This window comes from Streptomyces tyrfis (assembly GCF_037034285.1).
Lineage (GTDB): Bacteria > Actinomycetota > Actinomycetes > Streptomycetales > Streptomycetaceae > Streptomyces.
On sequence record NZ_JBAGJZ010000014.1, the window covers coordinates 24816 to 45178 of the forward strand.

Genomic DNA, 20363 nt, shown 5'->3' on the forward strand with positions numbered 1-20363 from the left:
CCCTGGAGATGGGTTCGGGTGGCCCGGCCTGCGACCGGGCCCAGGGTCACGGACGGGCCCGGAGCCCGATCCGGAGGGTACGGATCTCGAACGGGCGCAGCGTGAGATGGAGCGACGTGCTCCGCGGTGTGCTCGGCCGGGTGGGCGCCGCCCCGTCCAGAGGGCGTTCCAGGAGGTCGGTCTCGGTCACGGTGTCCCACGGGACGGCTGTGTTCAGCGTGGTCCGGGCGCGTCCGCCGTGGGCTTCGTAGAGCCTGACGACGAGGTCGCCGGAGCGGTCGTCGGCGAGCTTGACGGTCTCGATGACGACGGCCTCGTCGTCCGTGGTGACGAGGGGGGTCACCTCCGTCGCCCCCGGGACGGAGCGCTCCGGAAGGTTGAAGGCGTACCCCTCGCGTACGGCGTCGGCGATGTCGGCGCCGAGGACGAAGCCGTAACGCAGCCGGTGTCCTCCCTGATCGGCGTCCGGGTCGGGGAAGCGGGGCGCCCGCAGCAGGGAGAGCCGGACGGTCGTGGTCGTGCCGCCGTCCCCGCGTACGTCCCGGGTGACGTCGTGGCCGTAGGTGGAGTCGTTGACCAGGGCCGCACCCCAGCATCGCTCGCCGACGTGGAGGTACCGATGGGCGCAGATCTCGAACTTCGCCGCGTCCCAGCTGGTGTTGGTGTGGGTGGGGCGCCGGACATGGCCGAAGGGGATCTCGGAGGTCGAGTGGTCGGCCCGGATGTCCAGGGGAAAAGCCGCCTTGAGAAGGCTCTCCCGCTCGTGCCAGTCGATGTCGGTGTCGATGTCGAGGCGGCGCGATCCCTCCCGCAGCGAGAGCAGCTGCCGGATGCGCGAACCGCCGAAGCCGCGCCGGACCTCCACGCCCCCGTCGACGGCGGTCACGTCGTCGACGTCCGTGAGGTCGCGCACGGTGTTGCGGTAGAAGGCGTCGATGTCCCAGGCGTCGTACTCATTGGGGAAGTCCTGGTGGAGTTGGAGCAGATTGGCGACGGCGCCGGGAGGCAGGGCTTCGCGGCCGGCGGCGAGGTCGACGGCCGAGACCACGAGTCCGCGGTCGTCGATCACGAAACGCACCAGGCCGTTGTCGAGCACGTGGCCGCCCTCGTACGGCGTCGGGGTGACCGTGGGTGCGGGGTCCCCGGTGCGGAGTACGGCGCCGAGGGCGTCGATGCCGCCCCGGGCGAACGGCGCGCCGTTGAAGACGACCGTGCCGGGCCCGGGGCCGGCCAGCGCCCGCTGTGCGGCGTCGACGAGGCCGTCCAGTTCGGTGCGGACCGCCGTGTAGGTCTCCTCCGCCTGCCGGTGCACCCAGGAGATGGAGGATCCGGGCAGGATGTCGTGGAACTGGTGCAGCAGCACCGTCTTCCAGAGCCGGTCGAGTGCGTCGTACGGATAGGGGAAGCCGGTGCGCACGGCTGCCGTCGCCGACCACAGTTCGGCCTCGCGCAGCAGGTGCTCGCTGCGCCGGTTGCCCTGCTTGGTCCGCAGCTGGCTGGTCAGCGTGCCCCGGTGGAACTCCAGGTAGAGCTCGCCCAGCCACACCGGGGCGTCGGGGTACTCCGCGTGGGCGCGGGCGAAGAAGTCGGCCGGCCGCTCGATGACGACCCGGGGGGAACCCTCCAGGTCGGCCAGTCGCTCGGCGCGGGCGAGCATCTCGCGGGTCGGCCCGCCACCGCCGTCGCCGTACCCGAAGGGCAGGAGGGAGTGGTTGGCCGGGCCCTTGTCCTGGAAGTTGCGTACGCCGTGGGCGAGTTCCGCTCCGGTCAGCTCGCTGTTGTACGTGTCCGCCGGCGGGAAGTGCGTGAAGATGCGGGTGCCGTCGATGCCCTCCCACCAGAACGTGTGGTGGGGAAACTTGTTGGTGGTGTTCCAGGAGATCTTCTGGGTGAGGAACCAGCGCACGCCCGCCAGTTTCATCAGCTGGGGCATCGCCGCGTTGTAACCGAAGGTGTCGGGCAGCCACATCTCCTCGGTCTCGACGCCGAACTCCTCGGCGTAGAACCGCTTGCCGTGGATCAGCTGGCGAGCGAGGGCCTCCCCGCCGGTGATGTTGGTGTCGGGTTCCACCCACAGGCTGCCCACGGGCAGGAACTGGCCCGCAAGAGCCTTCCGGCGCACGCGTGCGTAGACATCCGGGCGCTGGTCCTTCAGCCAGGCCAGTTGCTGGGCCTGGGACATGGCGAAACGGAATTCCGGGTGGTCGTCCATCAGATGGGTGACGTTGGAGATGGTCCTGGTGACCTTGCGCACGCTTTCGCGCAGCGGCCACAGCCAGGCGGTGTCGATGTGCGCGTGACCGATCGCGGAGACCCGGTGGGCGCTGCCGGCGGCGGGCGCGGCCAGGGCGGGGCGGAGCACCTCTCGGGCGACGGCCGCGGTTCCGGCGACGTCCTGCACGTCCACGGCGTCGAGGGCTCGTTCGACGGCGTGGAGGATCTGCCATCGGCGCTCGGAGCCTTCGGGCAGCTCGTGCATCAGCTGCCCCAGGACGTCCAGGTCCTGGGCTAGTTCCCACACCTCCCGGTCGAAGACGGCCAGGTCCGCTCGGCGGAGCCGGTAGAGCGGATCGCCGGTGGCAGCGCCGCCCGTCAGCCAGGGGGGCCGGTCCCCCGCCCGAGTCGGTGCGTGACGCGGTTCGCCGGGAAGGGGGACGGTGGGGTTGGCGGCGGCCTCGACGTAGTAGGTGAACTCTTCGCCCCCGGTCGCCGGGTCGCCGACCGGGATCCACGCGTTGCGCGGGTTGAGAGCCTTGACCACGGTGCCGTCCTGGCGGTGGACGAGGCCCTCGGTCGAGAAGCCGGGGCCGGTGACGTCGAAGCCGAGGTCGAGTACGGCCTCGACCCGCTGCCCCGCCCACTCCGGCGGAATCCGTCCGCTGATCCTGAACCAGCTGGTGGACCAGGCCGGTCCCCACCGGTGGCCGACCGTGACGGGTCGGTAGGGCGCGGTCAGTGCGTCCGGCACGGGCACGGGTTCGCCCGGGGCGTTCCAGATCTCCACCTGGAGCGGCGTGGCGTGGGTGTGGACGGCCGGTCGGATGCGTCGGTCCAGCACGCGGTCGAGCCGCTGCTCGGTGAGGCGTCGGTTGCTGTGCATGGCGTGCTCCGTGAGACGGGGGCGGTCACTCGTCGGTGGGCCCGAGGTCGGGTGTGTCACGCAGGTGGACGTGGCGGGTGGTGGCGGCGTGGAGTTCGAGGACGGTGATCTCGTTGAGTCCGGGTCCGAGGACGGGCGCGGGAACGTACAGGCTGCTCTGAGGTCCTCGGGACCAGTAGCGCCCCAGGGGGAAGCCGTTGATCCAGGTGACGCCCTTGGTCCAGCCGTCCAGGTGGAGGAAGGTGTCGGCGGGCTCGTCCACGGTGAAGGTGCCGCGGTGGAACGCCGGACCCACCGGCCGCCGCGCGGCATCGGCGGTTCGGTGGACGAAGGTGTCGGGGCGGTCGAGAGGCAGGGCGCGGCTCCGCCAGGCGGCGGGCGGGTGCCCGTTGACCGTCGTGCGGCCGAGGAGGCCCTTGCGGTCGTGGAGCCCGGGTCCGTAGTTGACGCGGCCCTGGTTCTCGACGAGTACGGCGAGCCGGGCTCCCGGGCGGGGCACGGTGAAGGCGAGGGCGTGTTCGTGGTTCTCGCGTTCCAGGACGCCGACCGGTTGGCCGTCGACGAAGACCTGGGCGCGGTCGTGGACCCGCTCGACGTGCAGTACGGCTGGTCCGGGCGTGGGCAGGTCGGTCTCGTGGAGGACGAATCCGAAGGGGTGGCCGAGTTCCTCCATGGTCAGCGGGCGGTCGGCGGCCACGGGGGTGCCGAGGGCGTCGGCCTGTTCCAGCAGGCCGGCCGTGCGGGTGAGTTCCACCGGCCCGTATGCGGCCTTGGGCGCGGCGGGCGGCACGGGCTGCGCGGGGACGGGTGCGTGGCGGGCGATGACATCGCGGAAGGCTTCGTACTTGGGGGTGGGGTCGCCGGCTTCGTCGAGGAGGGCGTCGTAGTCGTAGGAGGTGACGGTGGGACGGTAGGTGCCCTTGTCGTTGGCTCCGTTGGTGAAGCCGAAGTTGGTGCCTCCGTGGAACATGTAGATGTTGACGGAGGCGCCCGCGGCGAGCAGGCGGTCGAGGTCCGCGGCGGCGTCGGCCGCGTCGCGGCGGGTGTGGATGCCGCCCCAGCGGTCGAACCAACCGACCCAGAACTCCGTGCACATCAGCGGGCCGTGCGGCCGGTGCTCGCGCAGGGCGGCGAGCCCGGCGGTGACGCGGCTGCCGAAGCTGGCGGTGGCCAGGACGCCGTCGAGGCTGCCTCGGACGAGATCGGAGGGCTGGTCGCAGGTGAACAGGGGGAGGTCCACGCCGTGGCGGCGCAGCATGGCGGCGAGTTCGGCCAGGTAGGCGGTGTCGTCGCCGTGGGCGCCGTACTCGTTCTCGACCTGGACGGCGAGGATCGGCCCGCCGTTGCTTCCCAGGTAGGGGTGGAGCGGGGGCAGCAGGGCGCCCAGGTACTCGTCGACCGCTCGCAGAAAGCGGGGATCGCGGCTGCGCAAGGTGAGATCGTCCTCGGCGAGCAGCCAGGAGGGCAGGCCGCCGCCCTCCCATTCCGCGCAGATGTACGGGCCGGGTCTGAGCAGGACGTGCAGCCCTTCGGCGGCCGCGGTGTCGAGGAACCGGGGCAGGTCGAGACCTCCGTCGAGGTGGAACTCCCCACGGCGCGGGGCGTGCAGGTTCCACGGCACGTAGGTCTCGACCGTGTTGAGGCCCAGCAGCCGTGCCTTGCGGAGCCGGTCGGCCCATTGCTCCGGATGGACGCGGAAGTAGTGCAGGGCTCCGGAGATGATGCGGAACGGCCGGGCGTCGAGACGGAAACCGTCGTCGGCGATCTCCAGTCGGGGCATGGCTGTGGTGCTCCTCAGGGGGTACGGATCCGGTTGGTTCAGCCGAGCGGTCGGCACAGCAGGGCGTCGGGAACGCCTCCGTGGTTCCACTTCCACGTGTATGCGACGCCTGCGAGGTACTCGTCGTCGGCGCACTGGCCCTTGTAGTGGCCGGGGGCCCAGTCGCTGGCGGTCGAGCCGCCGGTGGCGGGGCGGTTGTCACCGCGGTCGAACCAGAGCGCGCGGCCGGTGGTGGGCAGGGAACCTGCCGCGGGGGCGCACAGGAGGGCCGCCATTGCGTTGCTGCGCACGCTGTAGCCGACCGCGAAGGCGTTGTCGGGGCACTGGAGCTTGTTGTATCCGGACGCCCAGTCGCCCCCGGTGACGTACCGCTCGTCGGTGACGACGGTCCAGGCGCCGTTGCCCTTCGTCGGCCGGCCGGCGTCGGTGCACAGTCCTCGGCTGTCGCTGCGGCCGAGGCCGGTCAGCCGCTGGCTGTCCGGGCAGTTGCCCTTGCGGTTGCCCGGGGACCAGTCCGGCTTCGCCAGCATGGTGGTGGAGACGTTGTAGTCGGCGTAGTCCAGGTTGAGCATGTTCCAGCGGGGGGCGGGGGTGATCCGGCCGGTCTTGCCGGGGGCGTTGACGAGCTTGTTCCAGTCGGTGGCGCGCCAGTCGCCGGCGTCCATGACACCGAGCCGTGTGCCGTCCGCGCTGTAGTTGACCATGGCCCAGGAGTCCTGCGGTGTGCCGTTCGTGTCGGTCCAGCCGACCAGAGGCCAGATGGCGAAGTCGGTGTCGTTCTTCACCAGGATGTCGGTGAAGTTGGCGAACCAGGCACGTTCCTTGGCGTCGATGCCGCCTCGGCCGGCGGCGCCGAACTCGCTGATCCACACGGGTGCGGTGAAGTGCTGGCCGGACCGGGTGACGAACAGGGCCTGGTCGTCGACGACCTGGGCGAGCTGTGCGGGGGTGAATTCCTCGTAGCGCGGGTCGTGCGTCTCGCCCATTCCGGTGGCACCGGTGTGGTTCGGGCCGGTGTAGCCGTAGAAGTGGGCCGCGTAGACGAGTTTGTCGGAGCGGATGAGGGTGTTGGACAGGGTGGCGACCGGGGTGAGCGTCGGGCGCCCGTGGGGTGTCAGGTCGGTCGGTATGCCCTGCCAGTTGATGCCCTCCATGATGACGAGCATGTCCGGGTTGGCCTGCAGGATCTTGTTCCCGGCTTCTTCCAGGGCCTTGTTGAGGTCGTGGTCGTCGCCCCAGCCCCAGTTGGGGTCGTCCCAGGTGTCCCGGCGGACCTCGTTGCGCAGATCGGCTCCGACGACCCGCTTGTCGGCCTGGTAGCGCTTCGCCAGGAACACCCAGTCGTCGATCCATCGCTGGGTGGACTGGCCGCTGTTCCACCGCTCGTTGCCGTCCAGGCCGCAGCAGAAGCGGTAGCTGGTGGTGTGGTTGTTGAGGATGACGGCGAAGCCGTCTGCGGTCAGGGCTCCGACGACGGCGTCGAGCACCTGCAACGGGGTCTTGCCCTTGAGCCGCGGGTTGGCGGCGACGGCCGAGTCCGGGACGGCGCTCGTGTCGTGGATGAGTGCGTTGGCGAACGGGAGCCGGATGCTGTTCAGGCCCAGGGCGTGGAAGTCGGCCAGGATCTGGGCCATCGGCTTCCGGTCGAGGCCGAGCGGGATGTTGTGCGACATCTGCCTCGCCTGGTGGTTGGCGACGTCGCCGACGTCGCCGCTGCCCTGCCAGGTGCCCTGGGCGCCGGCCCAGTTGCCGGACTTGAGCTTGAACCGGTCGCCGTCGGCGTCGACGACGTATCGGTCCCGGGTGGACAGCGGGGCGGTCCATGAGGCGGCGAGCTGTGCGCCGGTGAGGGCCGGGGACGGCGGTGCCGTCCCCGTGTCCGCCGCGGCGGCGGTGGGGGTGAGGGTGCACAGGAGGAGCGCGGACGACGTGGCGAGGGCCGCGGTCGCGCGTCGGAGCAGAGTGATGCGAGGTGTCACGGGGAAGCTCCTTGCGGGTGGGGGACGTGTGCCTGCCTTGTGCGTGGTGCGGAACGGTGTGGTGCGGTGGATCAGCCCTTGAGGCCGCTGGTGGCGATCCCCTCGACGATGTAGCGCTGGGCGACGAGGAACATGACGACCAGGGGCGTGATGGTGACGACGGCGCCGGCGAAGAGACCGGGCAGGTTGATGGTCTGCGAGGTGAGGAAGGTGGACAACGCGATCTGCGCGGTCCAGGCGGACGGGTCCTGGCCGATGACCAAGGGCCACAGGAAGGAGTTCCAGCTTTCGATGAAGGACAACGCCCCGAGCGAGGCCAGCATCGCCCCGGAACTCGGCAGGGCGATCCGGCGGTACAGGCCGAGCCAGCCGAGGCCGTCGAGCCGTCCCGCCTCTTCGATCTCCCGCGGGAACTGGAGGTAGAAGTTGCGGAACAGCAGGACCGCGAACGGGTTGAAGAGGCCGGGCACGATGATGCCCCACAACGTGTTGACGCCTCCCATGGAGCCGACGACGACGAATGTCGGCACGAAGGTGACCGAGCCGGGGATCATCAGCGTGGCCACCACCAGGGCGAGCAGCACACCGCGTCCCGGAACCGGAATCCTGGCGAGGGCGTAGCCGGCGGCGGAGGCGAGGAGCGTGGAGACGGGTGCGGTGACGCCGGCGATCAACAGCGAGTTGCCGAGGGACCGGCCCATGGCGACGGCGGGGTCGTCGAACAGGGCGGTGAAGTTCTCGAAGTGCATCGTCGAGGGCCACCACGTCCACTCCGGCGCCGTCAGGCTCTGGGAGTCCATCAGCGCGTTGCGGAGCATCAGGTAGAACGGCGCCATGAAGACCGCGGTCAGCAGTCCGATGAGCAGGCCGCGTGCCAGCAGGCGCACGGTTCGGGACAATCCGGGCAGGGTGATCATGCGCTTCTCATTCTCCGCTCCTGCCGAATCCGGTGAACCGTCCCTGGATCAGGGTCACTCCGACGATGAGGGCGGTGAGCACGAAGGCTCCGGCCGAGCCGAGGCCGTAGTTCTGGCTGCCCATGGCGGTGTTGTAGAGGTGGACCAGCGGTGTCTGTACGGGGGCGGTGCCGGTTCCCGACAACCCGCTGTTGAACAGGTTGTAGAACTCGTCGAAGGCCTGGAAGGCGGCGATGAACAGCAGCATCAGCACGGCGACGGCGGTGTTGCGCAGCATGGGCAGGGTGATCCTGGTCAGGAGCCGTCGGCCGGTGGCGCCGTCGAGTGCGGCGGCTTCGTAGATCTCCTTGGGGATGGCCTGGAGCCCGGCGAGGAAGAGCACCATGTAGAAGCCGACCTGGAGCCAGAGGCGCAGCGTGACGAGGACGATCCAGTAGAGCGGTGGCGAGATGGACTGCAGCCAGGGCACCGGCTCCGCTCCGAACCATCCGCCGATCATGTTGGCGATGCCCGACGGCAGGCCGTTGAACAGGCACATCTTCCACAACAGTGACGCGGCGACGTACGAGACGGCCGCGGGGATGAGGAAGGTGGTGCGCAGCAGGGCGCGGCCTCGGCGGATCCGGTGCACCAGCAGGGCGAGTCCGAGGGAGGCGGCGAAGGTGACCGGCACGATGAAGGCGGTGAACAGCAGGATCGTGAGCAGCGAGTCGCGGAACGCCTGGTCGGACAGGAGGGTCTGGTAGTTGTCGAGTCCGGCCCAGTGGCCGAGGGCGATGGTGCCGCGCGCGTCGCTGAGGCTGAGCAGGAAACTCCAGCCGATCGCGACGTACTTGAAGACGCCGAGCCCGATCAGTGTCGGCGCGGTCAGCAGTATGAACGCGATCCAGCCGGACCGGCCGACGCGGGGCCGGCCCGCACGGGCCCGGCCGGTGCGTGCGGCGCGCCGCGGGCTGGCCGCGAGGCGCCCGGCCCGCTCGGGCTTCGGCGTGATGTCGGTCGCCGGGTTCGTCGGTTTCATCGGCCGAGCTGCTTGTCGATCTCACGCTGGGCCTTCGTCACCGCGGTGGCCAGGAGGGCCGCCGGATCGCCGCCCTGCCCGCCGGCGATCTTCGCCGCGGTGGCGTTGAACGCGCTGCTCACGGCGGTCTCCCAGGTTCCCGGGTTGTGCTTCCCATACTTCGCCGCCAGTTCCACGGCCTCCTTGGCGGCGCCCGTGGAGAGCTTCTTCGCCGTTGCCGCCACGGACGTACGCGGCGGGACGTGGAAGCCGTAGCTCTCGGCGAAGTCCTTCTGCAAGTCGGACTGCTGGACCCAGAGCCACTGGACGAACTTCTTGGCCGCGGCCACGTTCCTGCCCTTGGCGTTGACGCAGCTGGTCCAGCCGCCGACCCGTACGACGGGCGCGCCGCCGGCCTTGTACGCCGGCCACGGCAGCACGCCGAAGTCGTCGCCGAGCGCGGGCGAGACGGCGGGCATCGCCCACAGGCCGCACCACTGCATCGGCACGACGCCCTGGATGAAGGCAGCGGGGTCCCACCAGTCGGTGGTGAACCCGAGCAGCAGCGACTTGTCGTCGTGCAGGCGCTTCAGACCGGTCAGCGCTTCGAGGGCCCCGGCCGAGCCGAACGCCACCTTGCCGTCGGGCGCCACGAGGTCGCCGCCGTTGGAGAAGACGTTGAGGATCGCGGAGTCGCCGATGCCGTCGTTGCCGACGAACAGGCCCTTGTTCTTCCTGGTGGTCAGGGCCTTCGCCGCGGCGACGAGTCCGTCGAAGGTCTTGGGCGGGGTGATCCCGGCCTTCGCCAGGACACTCCTGCGGTAGTAGAGCATCATGACGTCGTCGATCATCTTGACGCCATAGAGCTTGCCGTCGACGGTGACCGACTCGATGGCGTTGGTGTTGAAGTCGCTCCTGGCGCTGCCGTACACGTCGTCGAGCGCGGCGATCTGGCCACGGCGGGCGAGGGCCTCGCTGAAGTCGCCGATCTCGAAGACGTCGGGGGCCGCGTCGGTCAGCAGGGTCGCGTAGAGCTTGCTCGCGTAGTCGCCGGGAACCCAGGTCACCTTCACGGCTATGTCCGGGTTGGCCTTGGTGAAGGCGGTGGCGTAGCGGAGCGCCGCCTGCTGGGCGCCGGCCTCGCCGTAGGCGTGGTACCAGACGTTGAGGGTGGTCTTCGCTCCGGAGGAGGAGCCGCCGGTGGGGTCGGTGCTGCAGGCGGTCGTCAGGACCGTTCCGGCGGTGACGAGCAGCGATCCCGTGAGGAATCCGCGTCGGCTGAGCTCTGATCTGCGTGCGCTCATGTCGCATGTCCTTTTGTGAGGGCGTGTGCGGGGCGGATGTGCTCCCTGGCCGGCGCCCTCGTCAGTGCTTGCCGGCAGAGGAGGACGGCGGCCAGGGAGTCGTACTCGGCGGCTGCGAGGACGACGGTTGCTGCTCCGGTCATCCGGCGCCGATCGTGGATGTGGCCGCGGGCTGTGGGAAGAGGGCCTGGATGGCCACGGCGGCGCCACCCCGGGCCCACTCCTCCCAGGGCAGCGGGCGCAGCAACAGCGGGCACCGGGACGCCGCTCCGAAGGCGTGCGCGGCGTAAGCGTCCTGGATGTGGCGGCTGAACAGGTCGTAGGCGTCGGCTCCTTCGCCGCTGACGACGACACGCTCCGGGCCGACGAGGTTGACCAGCGCGGCGATGCCGATCCCGATGGCCTGTCCGGCCCGGGCGAAGGCCTCGCGGGCCGCGAGGTGGCCCTCGCGGGCCATGTCGACGGCCTCGTCGAATGTGAGACGCGGGTTCGTGGCGGCGCGGCGGACTGCCGCGAGGATCGCGTCGGTCGAGGCGATCGCCTCGACACAGCCGCGGGCGCCGCAACGGCAGAGCGGTCCGGCGGGGTCGACGCAGATGTGTCCGACCTCGCCCGCGACCCCATGGGCGCCTCTGAGCAGGTGCCCGTTGACGACGAGGGCGGAGCCGATGCCCGCGCCGATGGTGACCAGCGCGAAGTAGCCCGTGCCGATGCCTTCGCCGAACCAGTGCTCGGCGACGGTCAGGGCCCTGACGTCGTTCTCGACGGTGACCGCCAGGCCGGTGGAGGCGCTGAGCAGTTCGCCGAGCGGGACGTCGCGCCAGCCGAGGAGGCCGGAATGGCGGAGCCGGCCGCTGTCGCGGTCCACGTCGCCGTTCACGGCGACGCCGAGGTGGCGCGTACGGTCCCGGAACGCGGGCTCGGCGTCGAGCAGTTCGTCGACCAGCTCGGCGACGAGGGCTGCGACGATTTCGGGGGCGCACACGTCGAGCGGCCGGGCAGCCGTGTCCCGGATGCCGGCCCGCAGGTCGCAGACGGCGCCGAAGAGCTGGTCGACGCTGATCTTGAGGCCGACGAAGTACTCCCGGTCGGGAGCGACCGCGAGCGGGTTGACCGGTCGGCCTGCGCCGGGAGCGGTGCGCTCCGGCGGGAGTTCGTACAGGTAGCCGTCATCGATGAGGGGTCTGGCTGCCTTGGTGACCGCTGTCGAGGAGAGCCCGGTCCGCCGTGCCAGTTCCACTCTGCTGAGCGGTCCCTCCGCGAGGAGCAGGGCGAGGACCGCAGTCTCGGCGGGCGCACTGACCAGAGGCTGGGAGTGATGTCGAAGCACGGGTGCAACGTAGAGCAAATAAATAACTTCTTCCAGTATTGATTTAGGAGTTGGGACCGTCCTACGCTCGGGCCCGCCTCCGTGCCCGTCCCGGGGCCTCGGATCGCGGTGTCCGGTCGTGCCCTCACCGCACCGCCCCGGACGAGGCCCTGTTCCTCTCCGTACGTCAGGGGACCCATCCGTGCTCGCCACGCTCCCGCCCGTCACCTTCGACCCCGATCTCGGCCTCGCGGTGCTGCGCACACCGAACAGCCAGTACGCCCTCCGCGTCGCCCCCGACGGCAGCCCCCGGCACCTCCATTGGGGCGCCCCGCTCGACACCGCCGCCCTCGCCGCGATGCCGGAACCCACCTCGCCGGCCGCGAGCAGCTTCGAGGCCGAAGCCGCCGCCGACGAACTCGCACCGCAGACCGGGGCGCGGTTCGGACCGGCCGGCCTTCAGGTCCGCTTCGCCGACGGCACCCGAGGCGCCCAGTGGCGCTTCGCCGGTCACACCGTCGACGGCGGGGAACTGCGGCTGCGCCTCGACGACCGGCACCGCCCCTTGCGGGCCGAACTGTGCTACCGCGTCCGGCCCGGCACCGACGTCGTCGAGCGCTGGACGGAGCTGACCCACACCGGGGCCGCGGACGGCCCGCCGGATCCGGTTGCCGTCGGCCGGCTGGACTCGGCCTCCTGGACCGCTCCCCCGCTGACCGACTACCGGCTGAGCCATCTGGTCGGCGGCTGGAACAGCGAGTTCCAGCTCCACCGCGACCGACTTCCCGTCGCCGAAACCGTGCTGACGAGCCGTCGGGGACTCACCGGCCACCATGCGAGCCCCTGGCTGGCCCTCGACGACGGCACCGCGGAGGAGGAACGGGGCGAGGTGTGGAGCACCACACTGGCCTGGAGCGGAAGTTGGCGCGTCACGGTCCACCGCGATCCGGTCGGCCGCACCATCTGGACCGGTGGCTTCGGCCACGAGGGCCTCAGTTGGACCCTGCGGGCGGGCGAGAGCCTTCGCACACCGGTGTACGCCGGCCTCTACACCCCGCACGGCTTCGGCGCGGCCAGCCGCGCCTGGCACGACTATGTACGCGGGCACGTGCTGCCGGAGCCCGAACGGGACCGGCCGGTCCTCTACAACTCGTGGGAGGCCACCGGGTTCGACGTCGACGAGGCCGGCCAGATCCGCCTCGCACACCTGGCCGCCCGGCTCGGTGCCGAGCTCTTCGTCCTGGACGACGGATGGTTCGGCGCCCGCCGCGACGACCGGTCCGGGCTCGGCGACTGGACTCCCCGCCCCGAGGCGTTCCCCCGCGGAGTGCGTCCGCTCGCCGACGAGGTGCACCGACTCGGCATGGCCTTCGGGCTGTGGGTGGAGCCGGAGATGGTCAACCGCGACAGCGAGTTGTACCGCGCCCATCCGGACTGGGTCGTCCACTCCCCCCGCCTCGACGCGACCGAGCTGCGCAACCAGCTGGTGCTGAACTTCGCCCGGCCCGAGGTCGAGGCCTGGGCCCTGGAGACCCTCGACCGGCTCGTGCGCGACCACGACGTCGACTGGCTCAAGTGGGACGCCAACCGGCCCTTCACCGAGGCCGGCTGGGACGGACACCCCGACCCCGACCGGCTGTGGATCGACCACACCCGGGCCGTCCACCGGGTCATGGACCGGCTCCGCGCCGCCCACCCCGGGCTGCGCATCGAGGCGTGCGCGGGCGGCGGCGGTCGCGTCGACCTCGGCATCCTCGCCCGCACCGACCAGGCCTGGACCTCGGACAACACCGATCCGGTCGACCGGATCGGCATCCACCACGGCTTCGGTCAGCTCTTCCCCGCCCAGGCCATGGCCGCGTGGGTCACCGACAGCCCCAACCCCGCCACCGGCCGGCGCACACCGCTGCGCTTCCGCTTCCACGTCGCCATGGCCGGGGCGCTGGGAGTCGGTGGAGACCTGACGTCCTGGTCCGACGAGGAACTCGACGAGGCCGCCGAGCTCGTCGCCCAGTACAAGCGGATCCGCCCGCTCGTGCAGCGGGGGCAGCAGCACCGCATCACCCCGGTCGGCCCGGTGACCGCCGTGCACTACGCGGCGTCCGACGACAGCGAGCACGTGCTCCTCGTCTGGCGCCCCACGACCCGGTTCGGTGACCGCCCCGCCCCCGTGCGGCTGCCCGCACTCGACGCCGGGGCCCACTACCTGGACCTGGACCTCGACCGGGTGTACAGCGGCACCGTCCTGGTGAACCAGGGCATCGACCCGCGGCTTCCCGCCGGCGACTACGCCAGCAGCCTGATCCGGCTCCGCCGCGTCGGCCCCTGAGCAACACGCCCCCTCCACACCCACGTCCCGCCTTCCTCGCCCGCCCACGACACGTCTGGATCCGCCCATGGACACCGCGCAGGACACCCCCCGGAACACCGCCCGCGTACTGGTGGTCGGCATCGACGGCGTACGCCTCGACCTGCTCCCCGAACTCGCCACCCCCCACATCGACGGGATCGCCCGCGCGGGGTTCCTCGCGCCCGTCGAGGTGGACTCCGTGACCCCCACTATGTCGGGCCCGTGCTGGACCACCGTCGTCACCGGCGTCGGTGTCGCCAAGCACGGGGTGTGGGCCAATCGCTTCGACGGCAACCGCCTCGACGTCTTCCCCGACTTCACGACCCGTCTCGCCTACGACTGCGGGCTGCGGACCTTCGCCGTCGGAGGCTGGGCTCCGCTCTTCCTCGCGCAGCAGGGCGGCCCGCTCTTCGTCGCCCCGTCCCGGCTCGCCTACGTCGCTCCCCGCGAGGACACCCCCGAAGCGTGGGAGGAGGCGGACGAGAGGGTGACCGCCGAGGCGGAACACCTCCTCGAAGCGGACGACGACCTCCACGCGGGCTTCGTCTACCTCGGCGCCGTCGACGAGACCGCCCACTTTCTCGGCTGCGGGCAGGAGTACCGCCGGTCGATCGAAGCCGCCGACCGGCGGCTCGGCCGGTTGCTCACCGCCGTACGAGAGCGTCCCGGCCATGAGACGGAGGAGTGGACGGTCATCGTGGTGACGGACCACGGCCACCGCGACGAAGGGGGCCACGGGGGACGCAGCCCGCAGGAGCGTATGGCCTGGATCGCCGCGCGCGGTCCCGGTCTGCCCGCCGGCACGACTCCGTCGGCCCTCCATCACGCCGATGTCGCCGCCCATGTCTACACAGCCCTCGGCATCACACCCGACGCCCACTGGACCCTGGACGGCAGCGCGTTCACCGCCTGATCCGACCGGAGGACCTCCGTGAACGCCCCCTCGCCGCTCGGCGCGGCGGCATCCGTCGCGGCGCCGCCCTTCGGCAACCAGTGGTGGCAGGGCCCCTGGCCCGCAAGCCGCCCGCCCCACAATGTGCTCGCATGCGGGGACCGACGCTGCGTGCAACGATGGAAGCGGGTTTGTCCGGCCGGCACGCGGCGGGAGGAATGACCATGGAGATCAAGCCGCAGGCGGCCGTCATCGCCAAGGACACCGACCAGCTCGAACAGGGGAAGTACGGCCCGATTTTCCCGAAGACACCCGCGTGTTACGGCTTCACCATCGTCGCGAGGGTGAAGCCGGGCCGGGCTGAAGCCATGCGGGAATACGGCTGCGCCCTGGCCAGAGCGCTGGAGAGCGATCCGTATCTTCTCGCGCCGTTGAAGCTGCACTACCTGCGTTGGGTGCTCTTCGACGATGACACGCGTTTCATGTATCAGGGGATCTTCGACACCGATTTCGACAAGTACACCGAGGACGCCATCGCGCTGTTCGGCAAGGCGGGAGTGAGCACTGCTTTCGAGAATCTCGAAGGGTTCCCCGAGGACTGGAGAACCAACCCTGAGGCGTTCGTCAGGTTCGTGCGTCAGCACCACTGCCCGAGCTTCATCGAGTACGGAGAGTACCCCTACGTCACCGCCGACGAGATCAAGAAGGCGCTACGCGTCAAAAACGCCCTGTCGGACATGCTCGACCAGTTGCAGTGAGAAACCCGCGGCCTGTGCCGAGCGCGGGCCGGCGGACAGATGGCCGGCCGACCGTTGAGGGAGGCGGAATGGACGAGGTCACCACCGCCCGCACGTACAACCAGAATCACGTCCCGCGCCCCCCCACTCCTGGCCGGCGGCGGGTGAGCATCTACGTCTCGTGGAGCTACCCTGCCGAGGCGGGCAGGAACCCCGCCGAGCTGGACAACCGGTTCTCCACGATGACCGAGGTCCGGCGGGTGACCTGGCCCGCCTACGAGGACCCGAAGTGGTCCGACCCGCTGCGATTCCAGCAGGGCATCGCGGGATCGCTCGAGCTGTTCTTCCTGGCCTGGGTGCCGTTCCAGCAGTTCGTCGAGGAAACCACAGGACACCCCGTCCCCGTGTACCAGCGCATCGACCAGGCCGGTTTCCGCACCCCGCTCGACGAGCGGGTGCTGGCCGACACCGACACCCTGTTCGTGTTCGGGCTGGACCACATGGTCACCGGCCAGGAGGCGGAGCCCGGCGAGATCGAGGCGCTGCGGGCGTTCCTCGGCCGGGAGGACGCCCGTCTGATCCTCGGGCCCCATCATGACGTGGGGGCGTCGGACGACCTGGCGGTGCGGGACATCGAGTACCACCATCACGGCGATCCCCTGGTCCCTCGGCAGCAGCGCTTTGCCGGATACCTCCGGGGCGTGATGCGCGGGCTCGGCGTGCCGGTGGAGAACCGCTACGGGTTGCGGCCGGCCGTGCGGGAGCGGAACCGGATCGCCCCGTTCTCCGCGTTCAGAGACCTGGACGCCAAGGGGTGGCTGGAAGGAGTCACCAACTTCAACTTTCACCAGCACCTGCCGCACTACGCCGTGACAACGGACGAGCCGGACATCGTTCACGTCCTGGCCATGCAGCCGATCGACACCGCCAGGCCGCATCCGTTCACCGAAGCCGGCAACAGCGCGTTCAACATGTTCCTCTGGATGCCTCCGGAAGGTGAGCGGATCGGCGACGTCCTGCTCGCCGACTCCACGATCTTCAGCACCTTGTTCGGCGGCGATGAGAGCCTGCGCAATTTCTGGCGGAACCTCGTCACCAGGTAGCGACGAAAGCCACCGCGGCGAGGAGGCGATTTCCGTGAGCGGAAGGCGAGTGGCACTGGAGCTCGACGACATTCAGCGCGGAGTGCTCGCTCCCCGGCCGACCCCGTACGCGGCGACCTATCTGGCGTTCCACATCGGTGACCGGGCGCACGGGAGGGAGCTGATGCGGCGCGCGAGCGAGGTGGTGACCTCGGTCGCCGACTCGGCCAACCCCTTGGGGGAGACGTGGGTGAGCGTCGCGGTCACCTGCCACGGGCTGGAGGTCCTCGGTGTGCCCAGCGCCTCGCTGGAGACGTTCGCGTGGGAGTTCCGGCAGGGGATGGCCGCCCGCGCCAGAGCGCTGGGCGATGACGGCGAGAGCAGCCCCGAGCACTGGGAAGCGCCACTGGGCACCCCGGACGTCCATGTGGTGTTCACCGCGGTCGCACCCGACCCCGAACGGCTGGAGGCGGCCGTCGAGCGGGCCCGCCCCGCCTACGACCAGCTCACCGGGGTGACCGCGGTCTGGCGGCAGGACTGCTACGCGCTGCCCACTGGGACCGAGCACTTCGGCTACCGCGACGGCGTGAGCCACCCGGTCGTCGAAGGCAGCGGCATCGCGGGGTCGAACCGGTTGGAGGCGCCGTTGAAGGCGGGCGAGTTCGTGCTCGGCTACCGGGACGAGATCGGCGGCGTCCAGATGCCGCGGCCGGAGGCGCTGGGACGCAATGGCAGCTACGCGGTCTTCCGTAAACTCCACCAGGACGTCGCCTCGTTCCGCCGCTACCTGCGTCAGGCCGCCACCGGCCCTGAGGACGAGGAACTGCTGGCCGCCAAGATGATGGGCCGCTGGCGCAGCGGAGCTCCGCTGGCGCTGAGCCCGCACCACGACGACCCCGCTCTCGGTGCGGATCCCTCCCGACGCAACACCTTCCTGTACGCGCGGGAGGATCCGGCGGGATTCGTCACCCCTGCCGGTTGTCACATCCGCCGGGCCAATCCCCGTGACGCCTCGGTGGCGGGCGAGGTGCGACTGCACCGCATGATCAGACGCGGCGCCGTCTACGGCCCGCCGCTGCCCGACGGGGACCTGGAGAACGACGGGGTGGACCGGGGGCTGATGTTCGCGTTCATCGGGGCCCACCTGGGGCGGCAGTTCGAGTTCGTCCAGTCCCAGTGGATGAACGACAGTGTGTTCTTCGGCGCGGGCGATGCCAAAGACCCCGTCGCCGGATCTCACGACGGCAGCGGTGACTTCACCATTCCCCGGCGGCCGGTGCGTCGGCGCCTGCCCCCGCTGCCGCGGTTCGTCGTCACCCGCGGCGGCGAGTACTGCTTCCTGCCCGGTCTGCGCGCCCTGGGCTGGCTCGGCAATCTGCGGGACTGACCGTCCGCGGGGCGCGCCCCGGCACCGGCCCGAGACGGCTCCGCAGGCCCGAGGGGGTCGCCTCATGGAGACACTGCATCTGCTGTTCAACGCCGTCACTGTGATCTTCATCGCAGCCACCATGTTTGCCGCTGGTCTCGGAACCACCGTCGCGGCCCTGCGGAGCGTCTTCGCCAACGTCCCCCTGCTGGTGCTGACCCTTCTCGCCAACCTGGTGGTCGTCCCGCTGCTGGGCTGGGGCATCGGCATGCTGTTCGGCCTGCCCACCGCGGCGTTCATCGCCCTCGTCCTGGCTGCCTCCTCACCGGGCGGGCCCTTCGGGGCGAAGCTGGCCATGGTGCAAAGCGGTGATGTCGTCGCGGGCGCGGCCGTGCAAGTGCTGCTGGCCACCATCGGCAGTCTCACTTTCGCCCCCACGGCCAACGGGATCCTCAGCGCCTCCGGTGTCGGCCGGGGAGTCTCCCTCGATGTCGCGACACTGGTGGGAACCGTGGCCCTGCTGCAGCTCCTCCCGTTCGCAGTCGGCCTGCTGCTGCGCCACTGCGCAACGCCCACCGCACGAGCGTGGCACCCCCCGGCGACCGCGGTCTCGAACGTGTCTTTCCTGATCGTGCTGGCGGGCATGCTTCTCGGGAACTGGCATGACGTCCTCGCCCTGCTCGGCTCGCTCGCCCTCCTGGCCGGCTTCGTCCTCGCGGCCGCCGCCTTCGCTGCCGGCACCCTGCTCGCCACCGGGCCGCCGGCGCGCCGCACCACCATGGGAGGCATCGCCGCCGTACGCAACGCCGGGCCCGCCCTGGCCGCGATCGGCATCGCCTTCGACGGCCGGCCCGCCATCCTCGGCGCACTCGCCGCGGTCCTGCTCAGCGGCCTGGCAGCAGCCCTCCCGATCGCCGGGGTGCTCAACAGCCGCAGGAACCGCCCCCCGGCGACCTGACGGGCACGCCGACCAGGACACCGCCTTCCGTCGGCTGTTCCCGCGCCCTGCGCCGCCGACGGCCTTGCCGAATCGACCCGGCAGCCATGCCCACGGCGTACCGGAGGACGTCCCCCAGGTGGCGGGCGGGCGTCATGGTCGATTGTGTGGCGTGAGCCGTGCTGCGCTCAGCGGTGCGGTGACCGCCGGACGGACAGGACCGCGACATCGTCGTGCTGGCCTCCTCCCCCGGCGTACGCGCGCGCGTCGTCGTAGAGGGCACGCGGCAGGTCGGTGGGTGAGAGATGTACGCGCTTGGTGAGGCGTTCGTCGAGGGGGTAGAACGTGCCGTCGGCGGCGCGTGTCTCGGTGAGCCCGTCCGTGGTCAGCAGCAGGGTCGCACCGGGCGGGAAGGCGAACCGGTCGACGGTCGCGGGTCCGGCGGCGAGTTCGGCGAGACCGAGAGGGACGCCGGATGCGAGGGCCGGCGTGGTGACGGTGGCATCGCGCAGCAACTGCGGCGGAATGTGCCCGCAGTTGATGACCTGTACCTCTTCGTTGGCGTCGATGTCGACGATGAGCGCCGTGACGAACCGTTCGTCCTCGCCGGTCTGCGCGGCGTAGGCGTTGTGCTGTACGACGGAGGCGTCGAGGGCATCGACGAGCCCGGTGAGGGCGGGTTCCCGGTGGGCCGTCGCGCGGAAGGCGCCGATGACGGCGAACGCGGCGCCGACCGCGGGCAGGCCCTTGCCCTGGACGTCGCCGATAAGGATCCGGGTCCCCCACGGAGAGACCACGACGTCGTAGATGTCGCCGCCGACGAGCCGGTCCTCCTGCACGGGCTCGTACACCCCGTCCACCAGGACGTCGTCGGTGATCACGGGAAGGGGGCGCAGGATCTGGCGCTGCATCGCCGCCGCGGTGGAACGCAGTCGCAGGGTCTCGCGCTCGCGGCCGATTCGACGGTGGCAGGCGTAGACGGACGCCGCGCCCAGCGCGAGAGTGAGCAGCATCATGAGGATCCTGTCGAGCCACGGCCGCCCGTCACCGTGCCGGACCAGCATGGTGACGACGACCACCAGTGCGGTCCATGCGGACACGAGCTTCGTCTGGCGCACGGTGCACAGCGCTGACGCCGCCGCCGGCAGGAACACGAGGAGCCCGAGAAGCCACACCGGGGACGCGGAGAGGGCGCCGAGAACCATCACCAGGAGCGTCACCGACACCGCGCCGATCGTCACTTCGGCGTCGCGCGGTGGTTCGATGGCCTCGAGGGGACGGGGGGAACTCTTCGGTTGCTTACGGAGCACGGGACCTCCCGGGCAGACAGTGCACTCCCCGTACCGTAAGGGCTGTCCCGTAATCCGTGGTGGATCAGCGTGCGGCGTCAGATGTGGTGCATCGCAAGGCGGAGAGGCGCCCGCATACGGGACATATGCGGGCGTTCCGACAACGCCGCGAGGCGCCGCGGCTATGTCGTCGCACGCCCGCCAGGGATTACGGGACAGCCCTTAAGCAGACCCGGCCGTGGGCGGGCCGCGCCCTGCCGGACAAAGTCCCTGCGCTGTGACCAGCACCGCATGCAGGGTGCACGGCCTGTGCACTCCTGC

Annotated in this window: 14 protein-coding genes; 6 read left to right on the plus strand and 8 right to left on the minus strand. The window is 70.7% G+C overall.

Annotation, left to right across the window (positions count from 1 at the left end; all coding sequences use genetic code 11):
• Positions 1-46: 46 nt before the first annotated feature.
• The 7 genes from WA762_RS13185 to WA762_RS13215 all read right to left on the minus strand — a co-directional run bounded on the left by WA762_RS13185 (position 47) and on the right by WA762_RS13215 (position 11410).
• Positions 47-3100 carry an alpha-mannosidase gene (locus WA762_RS13185; protein WP_335935739.1) on the minus strand — a complete coding sequence of 1018 codons (3054 nt, stop codon included), beginning with the start codon at positions 3098-3100 and terminating at the stop codon, positions 47-49.
• A 25-nt stretch (positions 3101-3125) separates the two neighbouring features.
• Complete coding sequence (locus WA762_RS13190) at positions 3126-4880, minus strand: glycoside hydrolase family 35 protein (RefSeq protein ID WP_335935740.1); 1755 nt, start codon at positions 4878-4880, stop codon at positions 3126-3128.
• 38 nt (positions 4881-4918) lie between these two features.
• Positions 4919-6859, minus strand: coding sequence for a glycoside hydrolase family 5 protein (locus WA762_RS13195; RefSeq protein WP_335935741.1), 1941 nt, complete (start codon positions 6857-6859; stop codon positions 4919-4921).
• Between the two features lie 71 nt (positions 6860-6930).
• Positions 6931-7776 carry a carbohydrate ABC transporter permease gene (locus WA762_RS13200; RefSeq protein WP_335935742.1) on the minus strand — a complete coding sequence of 282 codons (846 nt, stop codon included), beginning with the start codon at positions 7774-7776 and terminating at the stop codon, positions 6931-6933.
• 7 nt (positions 7777-7783) lie between these two features.
• Positions 7784-8797 (minus strand): carbohydrate ABC transporter permease, encoded by a 1014-nt coding sequence (locus WA762_RS13205; RefSeq protein ID WP_335935743.1) that lies wholly within the window; start codon positions 8795-8797, stop codon positions 7784-7786.
• Positions 8794-10080: an ABC transporter substrate-binding protein gene (locus WA762_RS13210; protein ID WP_335935744.1), complete on the minus strand. Its 1287-nt coding sequence runs from the start codon at positions 10078-10080 to the stop codon at positions 8794-8796. Before WA762_RS13210 ends, WA762_RS13205 begins: the two co-directional genes overlap by 4 nt.
• A gap of 139 nt (positions 10081-10219) precedes the next feature.
• The gene (locus WA762_RS13215) at positions 10220-11410 is read right to left on the minus strand and encodes an ROK family transcriptional regulator (protein ID WP_335935745.1); all 1191 of its coding nucleotides are present in this window, start codon (positions 11408-11410) and stop codon (positions 10220-10222) included.
• A gap of 181 nt (positions 11411-11591) precedes the next feature.
• On the opposite strand from WA762_RS13215, the gene WA762_RS13220 reads away from it, so the two are divergent.
• From WA762_RS13220 to WA762_RS13245, 6 genes are all read left to right on the plus strand, one after another.
• Positions 11592-13718, plus strand: a complete 2127-nt coding sequence (locus WA762_RS13220) for an alpha-galactosidase (RefSeq protein ID WP_335935746.1) — start codon at positions 11592-11594, stop codon at positions 13716-13718.
• A gap of 67 nt (positions 13719-13785) precedes the next feature.
• Positions 13786-14652, plus strand: a complete 867-nt coding sequence (locus WA762_RS13225) for an alkaline phosphatase family protein (protein WP_335935747.1) — start codon at positions 13786-13788, stop codon at positions 14650-14652.
• Positions 14653-14855: 203 nt separating this feature from the next.
• Positions 14856-15389 (plus strand): hypothetical protein, encoded by a 534-nt coding sequence (locus WA762_RS13230; protein WP_335935748.1) that lies wholly within the window; start codon positions 14856-14858, stop codon positions 15387-15389.
• Positions 15390-15457: 68 nt separating this feature from the next.
• Positions 15458-16471 (plus strand): hypothetical protein, encoded by a 1014-nt coding sequence (locus WA762_RS13235; RefSeq protein ID WP_335935749.1) that lies wholly within the window; start codon positions 15458-15460, stop codon positions 16469-16471.
• 34 nt (positions 16472-16505) lie between these two features.
• The gene (locus WA762_RS13240) at positions 16506-17837 is read left to right on the plus strand and encodes a Dyp-type peroxidase (RefSeq protein WP_335935750.1); all 1332 of its coding nucleotides are present in this window, start codon (positions 16506-16508) and stop codon (positions 17835-17837) included.
• Positions 17838-17901: 64 nt separating this feature from the next.
• Entirely contained in the window at positions 17902-18774 is an 873-nt protein-coding gene (locus WA762_RS13245; RefSeq protein WP_335935751.1) for a hypothetical protein, read from the plus strand.
• Positions 18775-18941: 167 nt separating this feature from the next.
• Here the strand turns inward: WA762_RS13245 and WA762_RS13250 are convergent, their stop codons facing one another.
• On the minus strand, positions 18942-19979 hold the full coding sequence (locus WA762_RS13250) for a PP2C family protein-serine/threonine phosphatase (protein ID WP_335935752.1): 1038 nt from the start codon (positions 19977-19979) through the stop codon (positions 18942-18944).
• Positions 19980-20363 lie beyond the last annotated feature (384 nt).